The 17,046-nt window shown below is 65.2% G+C and carries 16 protein-coding genes; 4 read left to right on the top strand and 12 right to left on the bottom strand.

Annotated features, from left to right (window positions below):
* Positions 1 to 347: 347 nt before the first annotated feature.
* The 3 genes from IC761_RS07405 to IC761_RS07395 all read left to right on the top strand — a co-directional run bounded on the left by IC761_RS07405 (position 348) and on the right by IC761_RS07395 (position 4,228).
* A complete protein-coding gene (locus IC761_RS07405) occupies positions 348 to 1,412 on the top strand; it encodes a ketopantoate reductase family protein (RefSeq protein ID WP_195802607.1) in 1,065 nt (354 codons plus the stop codon).
* 398 nt (positions 1,413 to 1,810) lie between these two features.
* The gene (locus IC761_RS07400) at positions 1,811 to 2,629 is read left to right on the top strand and encodes a YkgJ family cysteine cluster protein (protein WP_195802606.1); all 819 of its coding nucleotides are present in this window, start codon (positions 1,811 to 1,813) and stop codon (positions 2,627 to 2,629) included.
* Between the two features lie 105 nt (positions 2,630 to 2,734).
* Positions 2,735 to 4,228: a helicase HerA domain-containing protein gene (locus IC761_RS07395; RefSeq protein WP_195802605.1), complete on the top strand. Its 1,494-nt coding sequence runs from the start codon at positions 2,735 to 2,737 to the stop codon at positions 4,226 to 4,228.
* On the opposite strand, the gene IC761_RS07390 is transcribed toward IC761_RS07395, so the two are convergent.
* The 10 genes from IC761_RS07390 to IC761_RS07345 all read right to left on the bottom strand — a co-directional run bounded on the left by IC761_RS07390 (position 4,225) and on the right by IC761_RS07345 (position 14,852).
* A complete protein-coding gene (locus tag IC761_RS07390; protein ID WP_438265086.1) occupies positions 4,225 to 5,268 on the bottom strand; it encodes a HoxN/HupN/NixA family nickel/cobalt transporter in 1,044 nt (347 codons plus the stop codon). The genes IC761_RS07395 and IC761_RS07390 overlap by 4 nt on opposite strands.
* Positions 5,269 to 5,382: 114 nt before the next feature.
* Positions 5,383 to 6,117 (bottom strand): ABC transporter ATP-binding protein, encoded by a 735-nt coding sequence (locus IC761_RS07385; RefSeq protein WP_195802603.1) that lies wholly within the window; start codon positions 6,115 to 6,117, stop codon positions 5,383 to 5,385.
* A complete protein-coding gene (locus IC761_RS07380) occupies positions 6,114 to 6,962 on the bottom strand; it encodes an ABC transporter ATP-binding protein (protein ID WP_195802602.1) in 849 nt (282 codons plus the stop codon). The genes IC761_RS07385 and IC761_RS07380 overlap by 4 nt, the downstream gene beginning before the upstream one ends.
* Positions 6,962 to 8,785 (bottom strand): ABC transporter permease, encoded by a 1,824-nt coding sequence (locus IC761_RS07375; protein WP_195802601.1) that lies wholly within the window; start codon positions 8,783 to 8,785, stop codon positions 6,962 to 6,964. The genes IC761_RS07380 and IC761_RS07375 overlap by 1 nt, the downstream gene beginning before the upstream one ends.
* A gap of 53 nt (positions 8,786 to 8,838) precedes the next feature.
* Complete coding sequence (locus IC761_RS07370) at positions 8,839 to 9,993, bottom strand: ABC transporter substrate-binding protein (protein ID WP_195802600.1); 1,155 nt, start codon at positions 9,991 to 9,993, stop codon at positions 8,839 to 8,841.
* A gap of 62 nt (positions 9,994 to 10,055) precedes the next feature.
* Positions 10,056 to 10,631: an alkylhydroperoxidase domain protein gene (locus IC761_RS07365; RefSeq protein ID WP_195802599.1), complete on the bottom strand. Its 576-nt coding sequence runs from the start codon at positions 10,629 to 10,631 to the stop codon at positions 10,056 to 10,058.
* 14 nt (positions 10,632 to 10,645) lie between these two features.
* Positions 10,646 to 11,245: a CMD domain protein gene (locus IC761_RS07360; protein ID WP_195804580.1), complete on the bottom strand. Its 600-nt coding sequence runs from the start codon at positions 11,243 to 11,245 to the stop codon at positions 10,646 to 10,648.
* Between the two features lie 27 nt (positions 11,246 to 11,272).
* On the bottom strand, positions 11,273 to 12,307 hold the full coding sequence (locus IC761_RS07355) for a putative FMN-dependent luciferase-like monooxygenase (protein WP_195802598.1): 1,035 nt from the start codon (positions 12,305 to 12,307) through the stop codon (positions 11,273 to 11,275).
* A gap of 142 nt (positions 12,308 to 12,449) precedes the next feature.
* Positions 12,450 to 13,232, bottom strand: a complete 783-nt coding sequence (locus IC761_RS07350; protein ID WP_195802597.1) for a MetQ/NlpA family ABC transporter substrate-binding protein — start codon at positions 13,230 to 13,232, stop codon at positions 12,450 to 12,452.
* 165 nt (positions 13,233 to 13,397) lie between these two features.
* Positions 13,398 to 14,852 carry an MATE family efflux transporter gene (locus IC761_RS07345; RefSeq protein ID WP_195802596.1) on the bottom strand — a complete coding sequence of 485 codons (1,455 nt, stop codon included), beginning with the start codon at positions 14,850 to 14,852 and terminating at the stop codon, positions 13,398 to 13,400.
* 152 nt (positions 14,853 to 15,004) lie between these two features.
* On the opposite strand from IC761_RS07345, the gene IC761_RS07340 reads away from it, so the two are divergent.
* Positions 15,005 to 15,580 (top strand): TetR/AcrR family transcriptional regulator, encoded by a 576-nt coding sequence (locus IC761_RS07340; RefSeq protein ID WP_195802595.1) that lies wholly within the window; start codon positions 15,005 to 15,007, stop codon positions 15,578 to 15,580.
* A gap of 214 nt (positions 15,581 to 15,794) precedes the next feature.
* Here the strand turns inward: IC761_RS07340 and IC761_RS07335 are convergent, their stop codons facing one another.
* Both IC761_RS07335 and IC761_RS07330 read right to left on the bottom strand, forming a co-directional pair.
* The gene (locus IC761_RS07335) at positions 15,795 to 16,082 is read right to left on the bottom strand and encodes a DUF1330 domain-containing protein (RefSeq protein WP_195802594.1); all 288 of its coding nucleotides are present in this window, start codon (positions 16,080 to 16,082) and stop codon (positions 15,795 to 15,797) included.
* 10 nt (positions 16,083 to 16,092) lie between these two features.
* A complete protein-coding gene (locus IC761_RS07330) occupies positions 16,093 to 17,013 on the bottom strand; it encodes an NAD(P)-dependent oxidoreductase (protein WP_195802593.1) in 921 nt (306 codons plus the stop codon).
* Positions 17,014 to 17,046: the final 33 nt, after the last annotated feature.

The raw sequence follows: 17,046 nt of genomic DNA, 5'->3' as shown, positions 1-17,046 counted from the left end.
GTGGCTGCATCTGGCGCGCCGCGATAGCGCGACGAATGCGTCGGATCGTCGCTGGCAGACGAAATTTCCGCGCAGTTCGTTCTTACGTCGTCACGCGCGCACAAGACAACCAACCGCCTCTCTCGCCGCCCCGCAGATAAGACAAATCCGAATTTCGGCAAAACGATAATGGCTCCATCCGGACCGCTGGCGATCGCCCGGCCCTGCGAACAAAGCGGGAATACCGGCGTTTGCTTGTATGCATTATCCCAGTTGCCATCGCTGGGGACTTCCCATTACATGCCGCCCAAATCCACCCCCGGGCGACGCGCGGGGCCAAGACGGCCAGATTTCTCGGAGGGACGAACATGGCGCGCAACATTCTGATCCTCGGGGCTTCCTACGGCTCCCTGCTGGGCACCAAGCTGCTGATGGCCGGGCACAACGTGACCCTGGTTTGCCGCGCCAAGACCGCGGAGCTGATCAACCGCGACGGTACCGAGGTCCGCATCAAGCTGCGCGACGAGGCGGTGCACCGGGCGATCTTCTCGCGCGACCTGCCCGGCAAGCTCGACGCAGTGACGCCGGGCGATGTCGACGTCTCCCGTTACGATCTGGTCGGCCTTGCGATGCAGGAGCCGCAATATACCAACCACACCGTTCGCGTTCTCATGATCAGGATTGCTGCGGCGAAGCTGCCGTGCCTCTCGATCATGAACATGCCGCCGCTGCCCTATCTGAAGCGCATCCCCGCACTCGCCGGCATGGATCTCGAAGAGGCCTACACCAATGCGCAGGTGTGGGAGCGGTTCGAGCCGGGCCTGGTGACACTGTGCTCGCCCGATCCGCAGGCGTTCCGTCCGCCGGAAGAAGCGGCGAACGTGCTTCATGTCGGCCTTCCCACCAACTTCAAGGCATCGGCCTTCGCCGACGAGAGGCACAACAAGGTGCTGCGCGAGCTCGAAGCCGACATCGACGCGGTGACGCTCGATGGCCATGACGTGCCGGTGAAGCTGAAAGTGTTCGCCTCTCTGTTCGTGCCGCTGGCGAAATGGTCGATGCTGCTCACCGGCAATTATCGCTGCATCACCGCACACGAGCCGCAGTCGATCCGCGATGCCGTGCATGGCGATCTCAAGCGCTCGCAGACGATCTACGATCATGTCGACGGGATCGCGCGTCGCCTCGGCGCCGATCCGCAGGACCAGGTGCCGTTTGCGAAATATGCCAAGGCGGCTGAAAGCCTACTGAAGCCGTCCTCGGCGGCGCGCGCGGTTGCCGGCGGCGCGCCCTTCATCGAGCGGGTCGACTTGCTGGTGAAGCTGATCTCGCACCAGCTCGGCGTGCCCAATGCCGAGATCGACCGCACGGTCGAGACTGTCGACCAGAAGCTGAACGAGAAGATCGTGCAGGGCGGATCCGGCGCGCAGTAAAGCGCCGCGTCTGCCCGCGCTGACTCACCGGGAGTGACCGCGATCACGCGATCGTGTCGCCGAGCGCACGGTCCTGCTTTCGCTCGCGAATAACACCTGGGCGCGAGACAACGGCATGTTGCCCGTCATGCCTCGACGGGACTCTGCGTGAAAACGCATCATTTCGGTTCGAACTCGAGCCAAAGCGACGAGATTCTTCTCACCGCCCGCCTCGCGTTCCACATGCTTGATCCCGCATTTGCGCAAGCGCTGCATGCGTGCGTCGCGGGCTCGTCTTCTTGTCTCGCGAATGGACATGAGCAACATAGCTTTGTAAATAAGCTGTCTCTTGCAACCTATTCGGGCACTGGGTTGCAGCGTCTGTGGTTGGATCCAGGCAAGAACAAGAGAATAAGGTCATGGACCAGGCGATGCTGAGCGTCGTCCGCGCGCTAGGGGCAGGTGCGACGACGATCAAGGGCGTGATCGACGCCACCGGACTGTCGCGTCTCAAGATCGAACGTGCGTTGCATGCGCTGGAAAAGCAGAAGCTCCTGGTTCGCGATGGCCAGGGGTTTCGGCCGACCGGCCTGCCGAAGACCGCGCCGCTGACCCGGCAATGCGGATCGTGCAATGCCTGCTGCGACATTCTCGACGTGGCCGCGGTCGACAAGCCGGTGAACCAGCTCTGCAAGCACTGGCAGACGGGCACGGGGTGCACCATCTACGACCGCCGTCCGCAGATGTGCCGCTCATTCGTCTGCGCCTGGCTGCAAGGCCATCTCGACGACGCGTGGTTTCCGGCGAAGTCGGGCATCATCGTGCATTTCAGCCAGGATGCCGTGAACGTCACCGTCGATGATCACTGCCCCGATCGTTGGCGCGAGGAGCCCTATTTCAGCAAGCTCGCAGAATGGTCGCTGAACGGGATCAGGCGAATCGGCAACCGCGGCTACGCGACCCTCGTGGTCTCCGGCGAGAACCGATTCCTGCTGCTCGGGCGCACCGTCGTTCCCGATCCGACATTGTTCGGCACCGCGTTCCTCCCGCTCACGGCCGACACCTTCCGGTTCTGGCGGGCGAAGTCGCCGGAGCACCTGCAACGGCTGCACGAACGTATCGCGGAGATCGAACGGATCAGGCAGGAGTACGGCTCCTGCGCGATCCCCGCCGACGAGGACGACGATCCCCAGGCACCGTACCGGCCCGCGCTTCTACGGTTGTCCGATCTCGGCTGAAATCCACCGTGGGCAACGGGGCGTGATTCGCCCTGTTTCGCTCGACGCATCCCGCTTCGATTGATAAGCCCCTTGCCGCGAATGGCGGGGACTTGAGTCGGGGACATGACGGTTGCGATCGAGATGGGGCAGACCACGGCAGGCGCCGGGGCAGCCATGGACCTCGAGGAACTGCTGGCGACCCGCCTCCTGGTGCAGGGCAATTCCGGCTCCGGCAAATCGCATCTGCTGCGGCGCCTCTTGGAGCAGAGCGCGCCCTGGGTGCAGCAGGCCATCATCGATCCCGAAGGCGATTTCGTCACGCTGGCCGAGCGTTTCGGCCATCTGGTGATCGAGGCCGAGGATCACACCGAGCGCGGCCTTCAGGTCGCGGGCGAGCGGGCGCGGCTGCATCGCGTCTCCACCGTGCTCAATCTCGAAGGGCTCGACGCCGAGAACCAGATGCGGCGCGCCGCCGCGTTCCTCGGCGGCCTGTTCGACGTCGAGCGCGACCGTTGGTACCCGATGCTGGTGGTGGTGGACGAGGCGCAGCTGTTTGCGCCGGCGGTCGCCGGCGAAGTGTCGGACGAGGCGCGAAAACTCTCGCTCGGCGCCATGACCAATCTGATGTGCCGCGGCCGCAAGCGCGGGCTTGCCGGCATCATCGCGACGCAGCGCCTGGCAAAGCTCGCCAAGAACGTTGCGGCGGAAGCCTCGAACTTCCTGATGGGCCGGACCTTTCTCGACATCGACATGGCGCGCGCCGCCGATCTGCTCGGCATGGAGCGGCGGCAGGCGGAAGCCTTTCGCGATCTCGAGCGCGGACAGTTCATGGCGCTGGGGCCCGCGCTGTCGCGCCGTCCGCTGCGGCTGAATATCGGCCCGACCGACACCTCCCCGCGTAATTCGACGCCGCGGCTGATGCCGATGCCGGAGGCCACACTTGAAGACGCACGCGCGGTCATTTTGGCCGCGCCGCCGCCGGATGCGAGCCGGCCGCAGCGCCGGCCGGCACCAGATCTGCTCGAGCAGTTGCGCGCCGCGAAGGCCGCGGCGCCGGAAACGAGCCCCGAGCCGATCGAGGAGCCCATCAGCGCCGAGGAGCTCGCAGAACGGCGCGAGCGCGTGGATCGCACCTTGCGCGCCGTGCTCGCCGCGCCCGATGCGGGCTTCCGCGCCATCGGCGTGCTCTATCAGGAATTCGTGGTCCGCTGCCGCATCGAGGGCCTCGGCGCTTCAGTGCCCGATCTCGGTGAATTCCGCCGCATGCTGACGCATGCGCGCGCAGGCCTCGGCACTGACATCGCCGAGGATGATTCCTGGCAGGAGGTGACGCTGCGCGCCTCGATCCTGCCCGACGACATGCAGGGCGTATTCATGATGATTGCGCGGGCAGCCAAGGAAGGCTGGCCCTGCCCCGGCGATGCCGCGATCGCGCGCGCCTATGGCTCGCATTCGCTGCGCCGGGCGCAGCGCCTGCTCGGCTATATGGAGGAGCAGGGCCTGATCGTCATCCAGCTCGACGGTGGCGGCCGTCGGATCGCGACGCTGGTCGAGCTCGCCTGGGCGACCGCGCCCGGCGATCCAGATGCGGACGAGATGCCGGCGGAGCGGGCTTAGAGCGCGGCGTCGGCTTGATGAGCCGGCTCATCGGCAAACATACGATGGTATAGCACGACGGAAACGAGCCAAGCCATCGCGAACAGCGCGATCACGGCGAAGCCGACATTGGCGAGCGACTCGTTGAGGCTATCGACCAGCGCCCATAGGCCGCCGGAGAGGCCGAGGCGATCACCAATGAGGCCAAGCGCCTCGATGCCGCCGATGAACAGCGCGACCGCGACGGACGCGCCGGTGATGGTGAGGTTGTACCAGAGCTTTCGCATGGGATCGACGAAGGCCCAGCGATAGGCGCTGACCATCAGCGCGGAGTCGGCAGTGTCGATCAGCGCCATGCCGGCGGCGAACAAAGCGGGGAAGACCAGGACATCGGCGAGCGAAGCGCCGCGCACGGCTTCGGTGGCGGAGATGCTGAGCAGACCGATCTCGGTCGCGGTGTCGAAGCCGAGGCCGAACAGGAATCCGAGCGGATACATGTGCCAGGGCCTTGTCACCAGGCGAAACATCGGCCCGAGCAGGCGCGCGAGAAAGCCGCGGCCGGCGAGCAGCGCATCGAGCTGGGCTGCATCATGAACGCCCTGCTCCCGCGCCACGCGAAACGTTCGCCACAGGCCTGCGAAGATGACGAGATTGATGGCCGCTATCACGAGCAGGAACAGCGCCGACACCGAGGTGCCGACGAAGCTGCCGATGTGCTTGAGCAGGCTGTCCCCGCCCAGGCTGACCACGCCGAGCGCAAGCAGCATGGTCGCGATCACGACGACGGTAGAGTGGCCAAGCGCAAAATAGAGACCGGCGCAGCGCGGCGTATCGCCCGCCTGCATCAGCTTGCGCACGACATTGTCGATGGCGGCAATGTGGTCGGCATCGACGGCGTGGCGGAGACCAAACACCCAGGCGAGTAGCGCGGTCGCCATCACCGTGGGGCGGTCGGCGAACAGCGCGAACGCCCAGACCCATGCGGCGACGTTGGCGGCGACGAGCCCGCCGAACAGCAGCACAGTGGCGGGCTCGACCTGCCGCAAGGATAATCTGGTCACGTCATTCATTCCGTCCGCGCGGTCCATTGCGCCAGCAGTATGATATTTTCATAGAATAATCATACCAACCAGCGCAATCCCGCGCGGCCGGAGCGGTTTTCCTGCATAGCCGCCCTACGCGGCTTCAGAGCCGCCGAGATAGGCGTCGCGGACGCGGGGATCGTCCTTCAACGCGCGCGCCGAGCCCGACAGCACGATCCTGCCGGTCTGGAGCACATAGGCCTCGTGCGCGATCTCGAGCGCGAGGCTGGCGTTCTGCTCGACCATGAACACCGACACGCCCTCCTGGTTGATGGTGCGGATCAGTTCCAGCACGCGGTCGACATAGAGCGGCGACAGGCCCATGGTCGGCTCGTCCATCACGATCATGCGCGGCCGGCTCATCAGCGCGCGCGCCATCGCGACCATCTGCTGCTCGCCGCCGGACAGGGAGCCCGCGCGTTGCGACAGCCGCTGGCCGAGCTTCGGGAACAGCGTCAGCATCTTGTCGAGATCCTGCGCCACCGCATCGCGGTCGCTGCGCACGAAGGCGCCCATCAGGATGTTCTCGCGCACGCTCATGTCGGCGAACAGGCGTCGCGCCTCCGGCACCGAGGCGATGCCACGGCGGACGATCTGCGGCGTGGTCAGCCCGATCAGCGAGGCGCCGTCGAAGGTGACCTCGCCCGAGCGCGGTTTTACGAGGCCCAAAATGATCTTCATCGTCGTGGACTTGCCGCTGGCATTGCCGCCGAGCAGGCAGACGATGTGGCCGCGCGCGACATTGATCGAGAGATCGAAATGGACCTGGGCCTGGCCGTAGAAGGTGTTGACATCAGTCAGCGCCAGCAGCGGTTCGGGTGTCGTCATGCCGCGCTCTCCTGCTCGGCCGCGCCGGATAGGCCGTGGCCGAGATAGGCCTCGATCACCTTGGGATCGTTGCGGACCACTTCGCCGGCGCCTTCCGCGATCTTCTTGCCCTCGTCCATGACGATGACGCGGTCGGAGAGGCGCATCACCATCTCGAGCTTGTGCTCGATCAGGAGAATGGTCAGCCCCTCCGCCTTCAGTTCGGCGACGAGCGCCTGCATCTCCGCGGTCTCGCTCGGGTTCATGCCGGCGGTCGGCTCGTCGAGCAACAGCAGACGCGGTTTCAGCGCCAGCGCACGCGCAATCTCGACGCGGCGGCGGTTGGCGTAGGACAGGCTGTAGGCGGGCTGGTCGATCCGCGGCAGCAGCCGCTCGCCGAACCGGGCGAGAATGGCTTTGACCTCTTCGCGCAGCCGCTCTTCCTCGGCCCTGACGCTCGCAGGACGCAGCAACGCCAGCCCCAATTCCAGCAGCGGGCCGATCACCGGCACCGCCGGCTTGACCGCGCGCAGCCGCGTGTGCGCGCCGATCAGGACGTTGTCCATCACGCTGAGATTGCCGAAGACGCGGCCAAGCTGGAAGGTGCGCGCGATGCCTTGGGCCGCGAGCTTCTCCGGAGAAAGTCCGGTGATGTCCCGACCCTCGAAGTGGACCGCGCCAGCGTCGGGCCGGTCCAGCCCGGTGACGAGGTTGAACAGCGTGGTCTTGCCGGCGCCGTTCGGGCCGATGATGCTGATCAGCCCGCCCTTGGCAAGGTCGAGATCGATGCCATCAACGGCGGTGAGGCCGCCGAAGCGGCGCGTCAACCCGCGCAGGAGCAACAGCGGTGCGTCTGCGTCCGCCATCAGATCGTCCCCAACAGGCCCTGCGGCCTGAACCGCACCAGCAGCAGCAGCACGATGCCATAGATCAGGATACGGTACTCCGCCGCGATCCGGAACAGTTCCGGCAAGCCGACCAGCGCCACCGATCCGACGACGGCGCCGACGACATTGCCGAGACCCCCGAGGATCACCACCGTCAACGCCAAAATGGATTGCTGCGTGTTGAAGGTCTCGTGGTTGATGTAGGAATAGAGATGCGCGGCGATGCCGCCGCTGACGCCGGCTGCGAACCCGCCGAAGATGAAGGCGAGCGACTTGTAGCGGTTCAGGCTGAGGCCATAGGCGCGCGCTGCGATGTCGTCGTCGCGAATGGCGCGAAAGCTGCGGCCGAGATGCGATGAGAGCAGGCGCGCCTGGAGCAGTGCGAGCACCACCATCACGGCAAAGCTGAACCAGTAGACCGACGAGGCGCTGATCAAATCGTAGCCGAACAGCGACAGCGGCGGGATGCCGGAAATGCCGATCGGGCCACGGGTAACGCTTTCCCAGTTCAGGATCACCAGCGAGACGATCTCGCCGATGGCGAGCGTCGCAATCGACACGTAGTGCCCGCGCAGGCGGAACGACGGCGAGATCAGGGCCGTGCCGAGCGCCGCGCTCATCAGCCCGCCGGCGATGATGGCGAGGCCCACGGGGACGGAGAGCGTCAGCGACAGCAGCGCAGATGTATAGGCGCCGATCGCGAGCAGCGCGGCATGGCCGAGCGAGACCTGGCCGATCGTGCCGGCAACCAGTGTCAGGCTCAACGCGAGCATCCCGAGCAGCCAGGCATTGATCAGGGTCTGGAGCACGTAGAAGGACACCGGGAAGAACGGCAACACCGCGAAGGCAGCGACCGCGACCAGCAGCGCCCAGCGCGGAATCCGCACCGGCCGGCTCGGCGCAATAAAGGTCCCGGTGAGCGGCTCGGGCGGCGCCTGCCGCGCACTCGCAAACAGGCCGTTCGGCCGCAGCACGAGCACGACGACCAGCAGCAGGAACGCAAACAGGTTGCGATAGCTGGTGCCGAACACGGCGACGCCGTAGCTCTCGACAAGTCCCAGCAGCAGGCTGCCGACCACGGCGCCCGGCACATTGCCGGCGCCGCCGACGACCTCGGCCACGACGCCCTTGAGCGTCGCCTGAAGGCTCATCGCGGTGTCGATCTGGTTGTAGTACATGCCGACCAGCATGCCGGAGACGCCGCCGAGCGCAGCCGCAATGCCGAACACGGCCTGATTGACGCGATTGACGTCGACGCCCATCTGCATCGCGGCGTCACGGTCCTGCGCGGTGGCGCGCACCGCCCAGCCGAGCTTGCTGTAGCGCAGGAACACGAACAGCAGAATCGCGCTGGTGATGCCGACGCCGGCGATCAAGAGATCAAGCGGCCCGATCGTGCCGCCGCCGACCTGAAAGCGCACATCCGGCAACTGGCTCGGCAGCGCACGCGGATTCGGCGAGAAGGTCAGCATCACGAGTTGGTCGAGCACGAAGCTGATGCCGATGGTCGCGAGCAGCGGCGCAATGCGCACCGAGTTCTGCAGCGGCCGCAGGCCAAACCGCTCGATGATCAGTCCGACCAGCGCGGCCACCACAGCGACCACGATGATGGTGAGCGGCAACGGCGTATGCAGCTGCACCACCGCGACCCAGCCGATATAGGCGCCGACCAGATAGATCGAGCCTTGCGCGAAATTGATCAGGCGACTGACGCCGAAGATCAGCGCGAGCCCGACTGCAACGAGGGCGTACACATTACCGACGATCAGCCCGTTGATCGTGTAGTCGAGCCAGGAAGACACGCAGAGTTCCTAATGAAGAGAGAAAAGCCGGAGCGAGCGCTCCGGCCATCATGTCAAGTCGGCTTGCCGTCCCAGAGCGCGAACTGGCCCTTGCGTACGACGAGCTCGGCGTTCATCGCGCCCTTGACCCGGCGGGTCGCGACGTCAAACGTCGCGGTGCCGAAGATGATGCTCGGGACGTCCTTGACCTTGGCGAAGGCGTCACGAATGGCACGGCGATCGGTGCCGCCGATCTTCACCACGGCGGCCGCCATGTTCATCGCGTCATAAGCATAGGCATTGAACGCGTCGGGCTCGAGCCCGTTGTATTTCTTCTTAAAGCCCGCGATGAATTTTTGCACCTCGGGTCGCGGATCCTCCGGGAAGTAGCGCGTGCCGACGTGAACGTCCTCGACCGCTTCACCGCCGAGCTCCAAAAATTTCGGCGAGTAGACTGAGCTCGCGGCACAGATCACCTGCTTCAGCCCGACCTGACGCGCCTGGCGCGCGATCAACGCACCATCGGAATAATAGGAGATCAGGATCAGCCCGTCCGGATTGGCATCCCGCACGCGGACCAGGGTGGAGCGGAAGTCGCGCTCCTCGGCGATATAGCCCTCGGTGACCGCAATCTCCGCGCCATACCCTTTCGCCGCGTTGACGAAGTAGTCGCGGCTGGTGCGGCCCCAATCGGTGTTCAGGTGCAGCACCGCGAGCTTCTTCAGGCCCAGCTTCTTCACGGCATAGGCCGCCAGCAGAGGCTGCTCGTCGGCCTGGCTGACCGAGGTGCTCCACATGAAGTCGCCGCCCTTGGTGAAATCGGGATGCGAATTGGTGAAGCCGAACTGCACAAGCCCCGCCCGCTGGTAAATCGGCGAGGCCGCCATCGAGGCGGGGCTCGAGAAATCGCCGAGCTCCAGAACGATGCGGGGATCGGAGACGAATTTCTGCGCGATCGCGACCGATTGCCGCGGGTCGCTCTGGCTGTCCTCGAAACTGTAAGCGAGCTTGCGGCCGTTGATGCCACCGGCGGCCGTGATCTCGTCGAGCGCGAGATCAAAGCCCTGCTTCCATTGCGTACCATATTGCGCATTCGGTCCCGTGAGAGGGCCGCTGACGCCGAGCAGGATCGGGTCGGCGTCAGCGAAGGCGGCGCGGGACATGGCTGTTCCCGCCATCACGGTGGCAAGCGAGCCCTTGATCAGGGTACGACGGTCGATGTTGCTCATGCACGGCTCCATCCAGTCAGGTGTTTCAAAGCAAATGGCAATTTCTGTGCCAGTGAAATGGCCTATTTCGAGGGCTCACCGAGCGACAACATCAGCCGGTTCGCCCAGTTGAAGAACGATGCGCCGTTGATGACGTCGACGATCTCGGCGTCGTCGAGGCCGGCACGGCGCAGCTCCGCGATATTGTCAGGGCCGAACGCGATCGGCGTCGCGGCCAGCGCAACCGACGCCTTGACCACCGCGTTCCAGCGCTCGCCGAGATCCGCCTTGAGGCCTTCGTCGAGCAGACGCTGCACGTCGTCACGGCGCTTGGAATAGGTGCTGGCAAAGCGCGCATGCACGGAGGCGCAATAGATGCAGCCGTTGTAGCGCGAGGTCGCAGCCGCCGCGAGCTCGCGCTCGGCGCGCGGCAGGCCATCGGCGACGTTGTAGAAGATGTCCTTGTCGGTCTTGGTGCGGGCTTCCAGCACTTCGGGATCGCGCACCAGCAGACGGAAATATTCCGACTTGGCGCGGGCACGATCGACGAGGCCAGCAAAGTGCCGCTCGGTCAGCTCGGCCTCGGGCAGCGGCTCGATCCAGGAGACCCAACCGAGCTCATCCTGGGTGAAGACGACGGGCGGATTGACGGTGCTCATGATGCAGCCTCCTCTTACGCGTTGACTGCGGCGAGCGTGCGCAAGCCGCTGACGACGCGCAGCTGAAACGACAGGAACGCGACGAGCTGTGAGAACGTGACGATGCCGGTGTTCGACCACCCGGCGCCAAGCAGCGCCTTCATGTCGGCTGACGACGCATCGCGCGGCCGGAACACCAGCAGATGCGCGTGTTCGAGCGCGGCACCGAGCCGGGGACCCAGCGCCGATCTGCGCTCCGCACTGACGCGATAGATCAAGCCGGCGGTGTTCTCGACCGAGAGCGGTCCGGCTGGAAAGGAGCCGTAAGGACCCGAGGTCTTGCCGCGCGCGATCTCGGCCTCAATCGCCTCGACCAGGCGCGCGCCGTCCGTGCTCGCCGCGAGCTTCGATCGATAGAAGGCGGCCACCGGGGATTCGCCATGGAGGCCGGTGACGAAGGCGGCAACCGCCGCACGCTCGACAAGCGAGAAGTCGCTGGCGTCAATTGGCTCGAACAGAGAGAGATAGCTCTTCTGCGCGTTGTCGCGCGCCTGCACGCGATGCGCGCGAATGGCGTCCAGGGCCGATCCCGGCTTGATCCCGGCAAGCGTGTCGATGATGTCAGGCGTACTCATCATTAGGCCTCATGCAATTCCGTGAAACTAGCCTGCCAAGGCCACTGCGGGCGCCGTCCTAGTCCAGCCCAGCGCCGGCGCGACCTTGTCTGCCACGAGCTCGATCGAGCGCAGCACATAAGGATGCGGCGCATCGACCGAATGGACCTGGAAAACCAGATCGGTCACCCGATCCAGCGTCGCGTCAGTCCGCAGCGAGGCGATGACCTCATCGGCCGCGCCGACATGGGTGTCGAAGGCCTTGATCATCTCCTCCAGCGTCTCGCCGGGGGGAAGATGGCCGCCCTTCATGAATTGCGGGAGCGCCCGCCGCAAGCCAATGTCGGCGAGACGCATCGCCTCACGATGATCGTCGGCGACGAAGATGCTGCGCGAGGCCATGATGCGCGGCTCGCAGCCCGGCGGCAGCGCTGCGAGATAGGCATCGATCACCGGATTCTGGATCTCGGCGAGCGTGGCCGTCGGCGCGTCCTTGCTTCGCGGCTGGGTGCGTGACAGCAACAGGCCGTCGCCGGCCTTGCCGGCGCGGGCACCGCCGGCCACCGAGAACGTCGCCTGCCAGATCCGCTTGTCCAATTGCGGGCGCTGCGGATAGAGCGTGTCGCCACCAGCGAGCGGCTTGCCGACCAGCGCGGTGCGGACGACGTCCAGATTGCGCGCAAAGATCTCGTTGCGCTGGGTGCCGTCGAGGCCGAAGGCGGCAAAGGCCGACGGGTTGCCGCCAGTGCCGACACCGAGCTCGAAGCGACCGTTGCAGAGGAGATCGAGCACTGCGGCATCCTCCGCCACCCGCACCGCGCTCTCCAGCGGCAGCGTGACGATACCGGTGCCGAGGCGAATGCGCGAGGTTTGGGCTGCGACATAACCGAGGAAGGCGAAGGGCGATGGCAATCCGCCTTCGCGCTCGTGGAAATGATGCTGCGCGATCCACGCGGAATCGAGGCCCGCCTTTTCCGCGCGCACGATCTGCTCGGCGGCAAAGCGATATCGGTCCGCCGGCGGCGCCTCATCGAGAAGGCGCGTGAAGAAGCCCAGGCGTTTCAGGTTTGCAAAGCGTTTCATACGACCCCTGTCGGGCGAGGATTGCCACGGAACCGATGATGTCGGTTGCCGTGGCCCGAGACAAGCCGGCAATGCGCAAGGCTGCCTACGCAAGGCCGCCACGCCGCCGGGATACCCTGCCGCCTGATTGCAGGCAGTCTGCCTACCAGCTCGGCAGCACCGCGCCCTTGAACCTGGTCAGGACGAACTCCTTCACCTCAGGCGTGTGGTAGCTGTCGATGAGGATCTTGACCCATGGCTTGTCCTTGTCTGCGGTGCGAACCGCGATCAGATTCACGTAGGGCCCCTTCGGATCCTCGCGCAGGATCGGATCTTTGACGGGATCGAGGCCCGCCTGGGTTGCATAGTTGGTGTTGATCGCCGCGGCATCGACGTCGTCGAGCGCGCGCGGCGCCTGCGCGGCGTCCACCTCGATGAATTTCAGCTTCTTCGGATTTTCGGTGATGTCGAGCACCGTCGGCCTGAAGCCCGTGCCGTCCTTCAGCTTGATCACGCCCTTGTCGCGCAACAGCAGCAGCACGCGGCCGCCATTGGTCGGATCGTTGGGGATCGATACCTTGCCGCCGTCGGGGATGTCGGCGAAAGCCTTGTGCTTCTTCGAATAGACACCGATCGGAAAATTCACGGTCAGGCCGACGGATTCGATCTTATAGCCGCGGTCGGTCTTCTGGTTGTCCAGGTAAGGCTGGTTCTGGAACGAATTGGCCTGGATCTCGCCGGCATCGAGCGCCGCGTTCGGCACGACGTAATCGGAGAATTCGATGAGCTGGATGTCGAGGCCCTGCTTGGCAGCGACCGGCTTCACGGCCTCCAGGATCTGCGCATGCGGCCCCGGCGTCACGCCGATCTTGATGGTCTCGGCGCTTGTTGCGGCCGACCATGCGACGAGCACCGTTGCGAGGATCAAGGCGGGGCGAAACGACATTTTTGGTCTCCGTGGCACTACGAGTACTGGAACCGTCTTTCTCCTGCCCGGCAGACGAAATCAATGAAATGGAAATTCATATTTGCTGCCTGGGACGGATAACGCTTCTCCATCCGGCACCAAATCAGAAACGAATGCAAGTTGCAGGATTCCGGCAGCAAGACTCTACGCAATCGACTCGGCACGCCAGGTCGAGGGCGACAGCATGATCAGCACGCAGAGCACGGCATAGGCGGCGAGCGACACCGTGACCATGGCGGCGAGCCCCGCCATGCCCGCGCCGAAGCTTGCGACGGCAATCCAGCCGCCGCCGGCCGCGATCAGGATCCGCGCGATCGAGGAGATCAGCGGTCCCATGGCGCGGCCGGTGCCCTGGGCAGCGAAGGAGGTGACGAAGCCGAAGCCGAGCGCGGCATAGGCTGGTGCGACGATGCGCAGATAGGTCATGCCCTCGTTCACCACGTCTGCGTCGTGGCTGAAGAGATTGAGCCAGGCGGTCGGGAAGATCGCAACCAGCAGGCCGATCGTGCCGGTCATGATCATGCCGGCGGCGCCGCTGACCCAGCCGATCTTTCGCGCCCGTGCAGTCTGGCCCGCGCCCATGTTGACGCCGACCATGGTCAGCGTCGCCGTGCTGATGCCGAACAGCAGCGGGATCATGATGTAGTCGAGCCGCGACGCGATACCGTAGCCGGCAAGCGCCGATGTGCCGAACAGGCCGACCGCGCCGGTGACGAGAATGACGGTGAGGTTGGTGAGCAACGCATTGAAGGCGGTGGGGATGCCAACCTTCAGCATGTCGCCAAAAATCCTTGCGCGGAGCGGCACGATGCGCAGCGTCAGGCCGGCGCGGCCGGAAGCCATGTAGCGCAGCAAAAACAGCATCGCCGCACCGTAATAGAGGCCGAAGGCGATGCCGGCGCCGCCGATGCCGAGCCGCGGCACCGGACCGAAGCCGAAGATCAGGAGCGGCGAGACCGGGATGGTGACGATCGCGCCGATCAGCGTCACCAGCGCGGGCACCTTGACGTTGCCGGAGCCGCGCAGCGCCGCCGCCTGGAGGTTGACGATCCAGACCGGAATGGCGCCGGCAAAGAGATAGCTGGAATAGGTGACGGCGGCGGTGAGCGCGCCGTCACGGCCGCCGAGCGTGCGGAACAGCGCCGGGCCGCCGAGGGTCACCCCCAGCGTGAACAGCGCCCCCGCGATGACGGCCAGCACGATGGCGTGGAACAGCGCCGCATCGGCATCGTCACGACGGCCCGCACCGACCGCGCGCGCGACCGAGGAGGCGACGCCGGAGCCGAACCCGCCATTCGACATCATGGTCATCAGCATGAAGATCGGAAACACCAGCGCGGCGCCTGCCAGCGCATCGGTGCCGAGATAGCCGACATAATACGCCTCCGCGATATTGACCGCGGTCTGCGCCACAAGGACAGTCACCGTCGGCAGCGCAAGCCTGATCAGCGTCGACAGGATCGGCGCCGTCAGGAGCGCGTCACGCCGCTGCTCGCTCGCGCTGTGGGCGGCCGTGACCGCCGGCCGAAGCGAGGCCGCGGCGCGCGCCGGAGCCTCGATTGCAGGCAAAATCGGTGCGGCGACGTCCTCGACTGACATTCGTGCTGGTCCCGTCATTCCCGGAGGCCGCCCCATCGGAAGGCCATTGCATTACAGCCATAATCCATTATTATGACCGTAATGCAATAGTGAAATCGCTCACGGTTCCGTGGCCACCTCTTCGGGCAGGCGGCGGGAGGGAGTTGAGGGCCATGCGCTACGAGAAGGGACACAGGGAGGAGACGCGCCGGCGCATCCTCGATGTCGCCTCCGCGCAGTTCCGCGAGAGCGGGATCGCCGCGGTCGGCCTCGCCGGCATCATGTCGGAGGCGGGCCTGACCAACGGCGCCTTCTACACGCACTTCGCCTCCAAGGAGGATTTGGTGCGGGAGGTGCTGATCGATGCGCTCGCCCGGCGCGAGGAACGGCACAAGGCCAATCTCGAGAATGGCGTCCCGGTCGAGACCGTCATCCGCGACTATCTCTCGACGCGGCACCGCGACGGCGCCGGAACCGGCTGCCCGACCGCGGCGCTGGTCGCCGAGATTGCGCGGCACCCGAAAGCGACGCGCGCCGCCTTCACCGGCAAGGTCGCCGACATCACCACATTGATGGCGGAGCAGATCCGGCAGGGGTCCGCAGATCAGCGACGGCGCAAGGCGATCGCGATCTATTCGACCATGGTCGGCGCGCTGCAATTGTCGCGCGCGGTGAACGACAAACAATTGTCGGATGAGATCCTTGACAACGCGGTGGAAACGGCGATCGCCATTGCGAACGCGCCCTGATGCACTCGGCGCACCGATCGCCATCTGTGGCGGTTTTCTGGCGGCTGCAATGAATCTCCGGCCGGAGCAACACTACGAAACTTGATGTGCCAGCGTCGCCCGGGTTAGCGTTTGCGCGCGGCCTTACAACTTCCCCAAGTTCGTTTAGTTCGCACTGGACCGTTGCCTGACCCTGCTGTCAGGCACGGTCCAGTTCTCACTCAAGGCAAGACGCCTAGTCTATCCCCTCGACCGCCACCATGTGGCGCTCTGAAGCACCGATCGTGTATTTGAGCGCTTCGGCATATTCGGGCGAGTTGTAACACTTCACCGCGGCATCGAGGCTCGGGAAGCGAGCAACGACGCTGCGTTCGTAATTGCCGCCCTCGAGGATCACCTGCTTGCCGCCACGTGCGAGAAACACGCCGCCGTGCTTCTCGATGGCAGGCCCGGCGAGAGCGGCGTACTTCGCGTAGGTCTCGGGATCGGTCACGTGAACGCGTGAGCACCAATAGGCAGACATGGATATTCCTTCATGATTGGGAGGACGAACCGATAGGCGCATCTGCGCCGCTGGGACGGTCGAATCCGTTCATGCGCTCGAGCACGGCGCAGATCGCCGCAGTGTCGCGCGCCGCAAAGCCAAGCTCTTCGCCCGCGTGATAGAGCTGCTCTGCCGCAGCGTAGACCGGGAGCATGCATCCGAGCTCGGCGGCGAAGCCGGAGATGATGGAGAGATCCTTCAGATGCGTCCGGATGGTCGCAGTCGGATTGTCGTAGGTCTCGTCTCGCATCAGCGGTCCGCGCATCTGGAACATACGCGACGTCCCTGCGCTGTCGGCCAGCGTGTCGTAGATCAGCCCGGGATCGATCCCCGCCTTCATGCCGAGCAGCATCGCCTCGGCTGCCGCAGCATTGTGGATCGTCACCAGATGATTGGCGATGTATTTCATGATGCTGCCGGTGCCGAACCGGCCGAGATAGACCTGCCGCCGCGACATTCCAGCGAAGGCCGGCCCGCAGCGCTTGAACGCCTGCTCGTCGCCGCTGCCGAGGATCACAAGGTCGCCGGTTGCGGCCTGCGCGCCGGTGCCGCTGACGGGGCAGTCGAGCAGGATCTTTCCCGCGTTCTCGATCTCGGCCAGTGCGTTGCGCTTTGCAGAAAGCGGCAACGTCGAGCACTCGATCAGAATTTGCCCGGAACCACCCGCTCCGGCGACGACCGCAGCGGCCTCCGCGAGAGCGACTGCGCTGGGCAGCGACGCGAAGCTGATTGCGGCGGTCTCAACAACATCCTTCGGCGAAGACAGCGCTCTGCCGCCCATATCAATAAGACGATCCCGTGCCGCCGGCACGGGATCGTAACCGACCACGGCAAAGCCAGCCTTGATCAGATTCCGCGCCATGGCGGAGCCCATGATCCCGATGCCGAGCATGCCGATCGTTTCAGTCATGACGTCTCGTTTCTTCTTCCAGGTAACGCGTCC

This window comes from Bradyrhizobium commune (genome assembly GCF_015624505.1).
GTDB lineage: Bacteria > Pseudomonadota > Alphaproteobacteria > Rhizobiales > Xanthobacteraceae > Bradyrhizobium > Bradyrhizobium commune.
The sequence above is the reverse complement of the archived record's forward strand: the minus strand, read 5'-3'. Positions and strand labels throughout refer to the sequence as shown.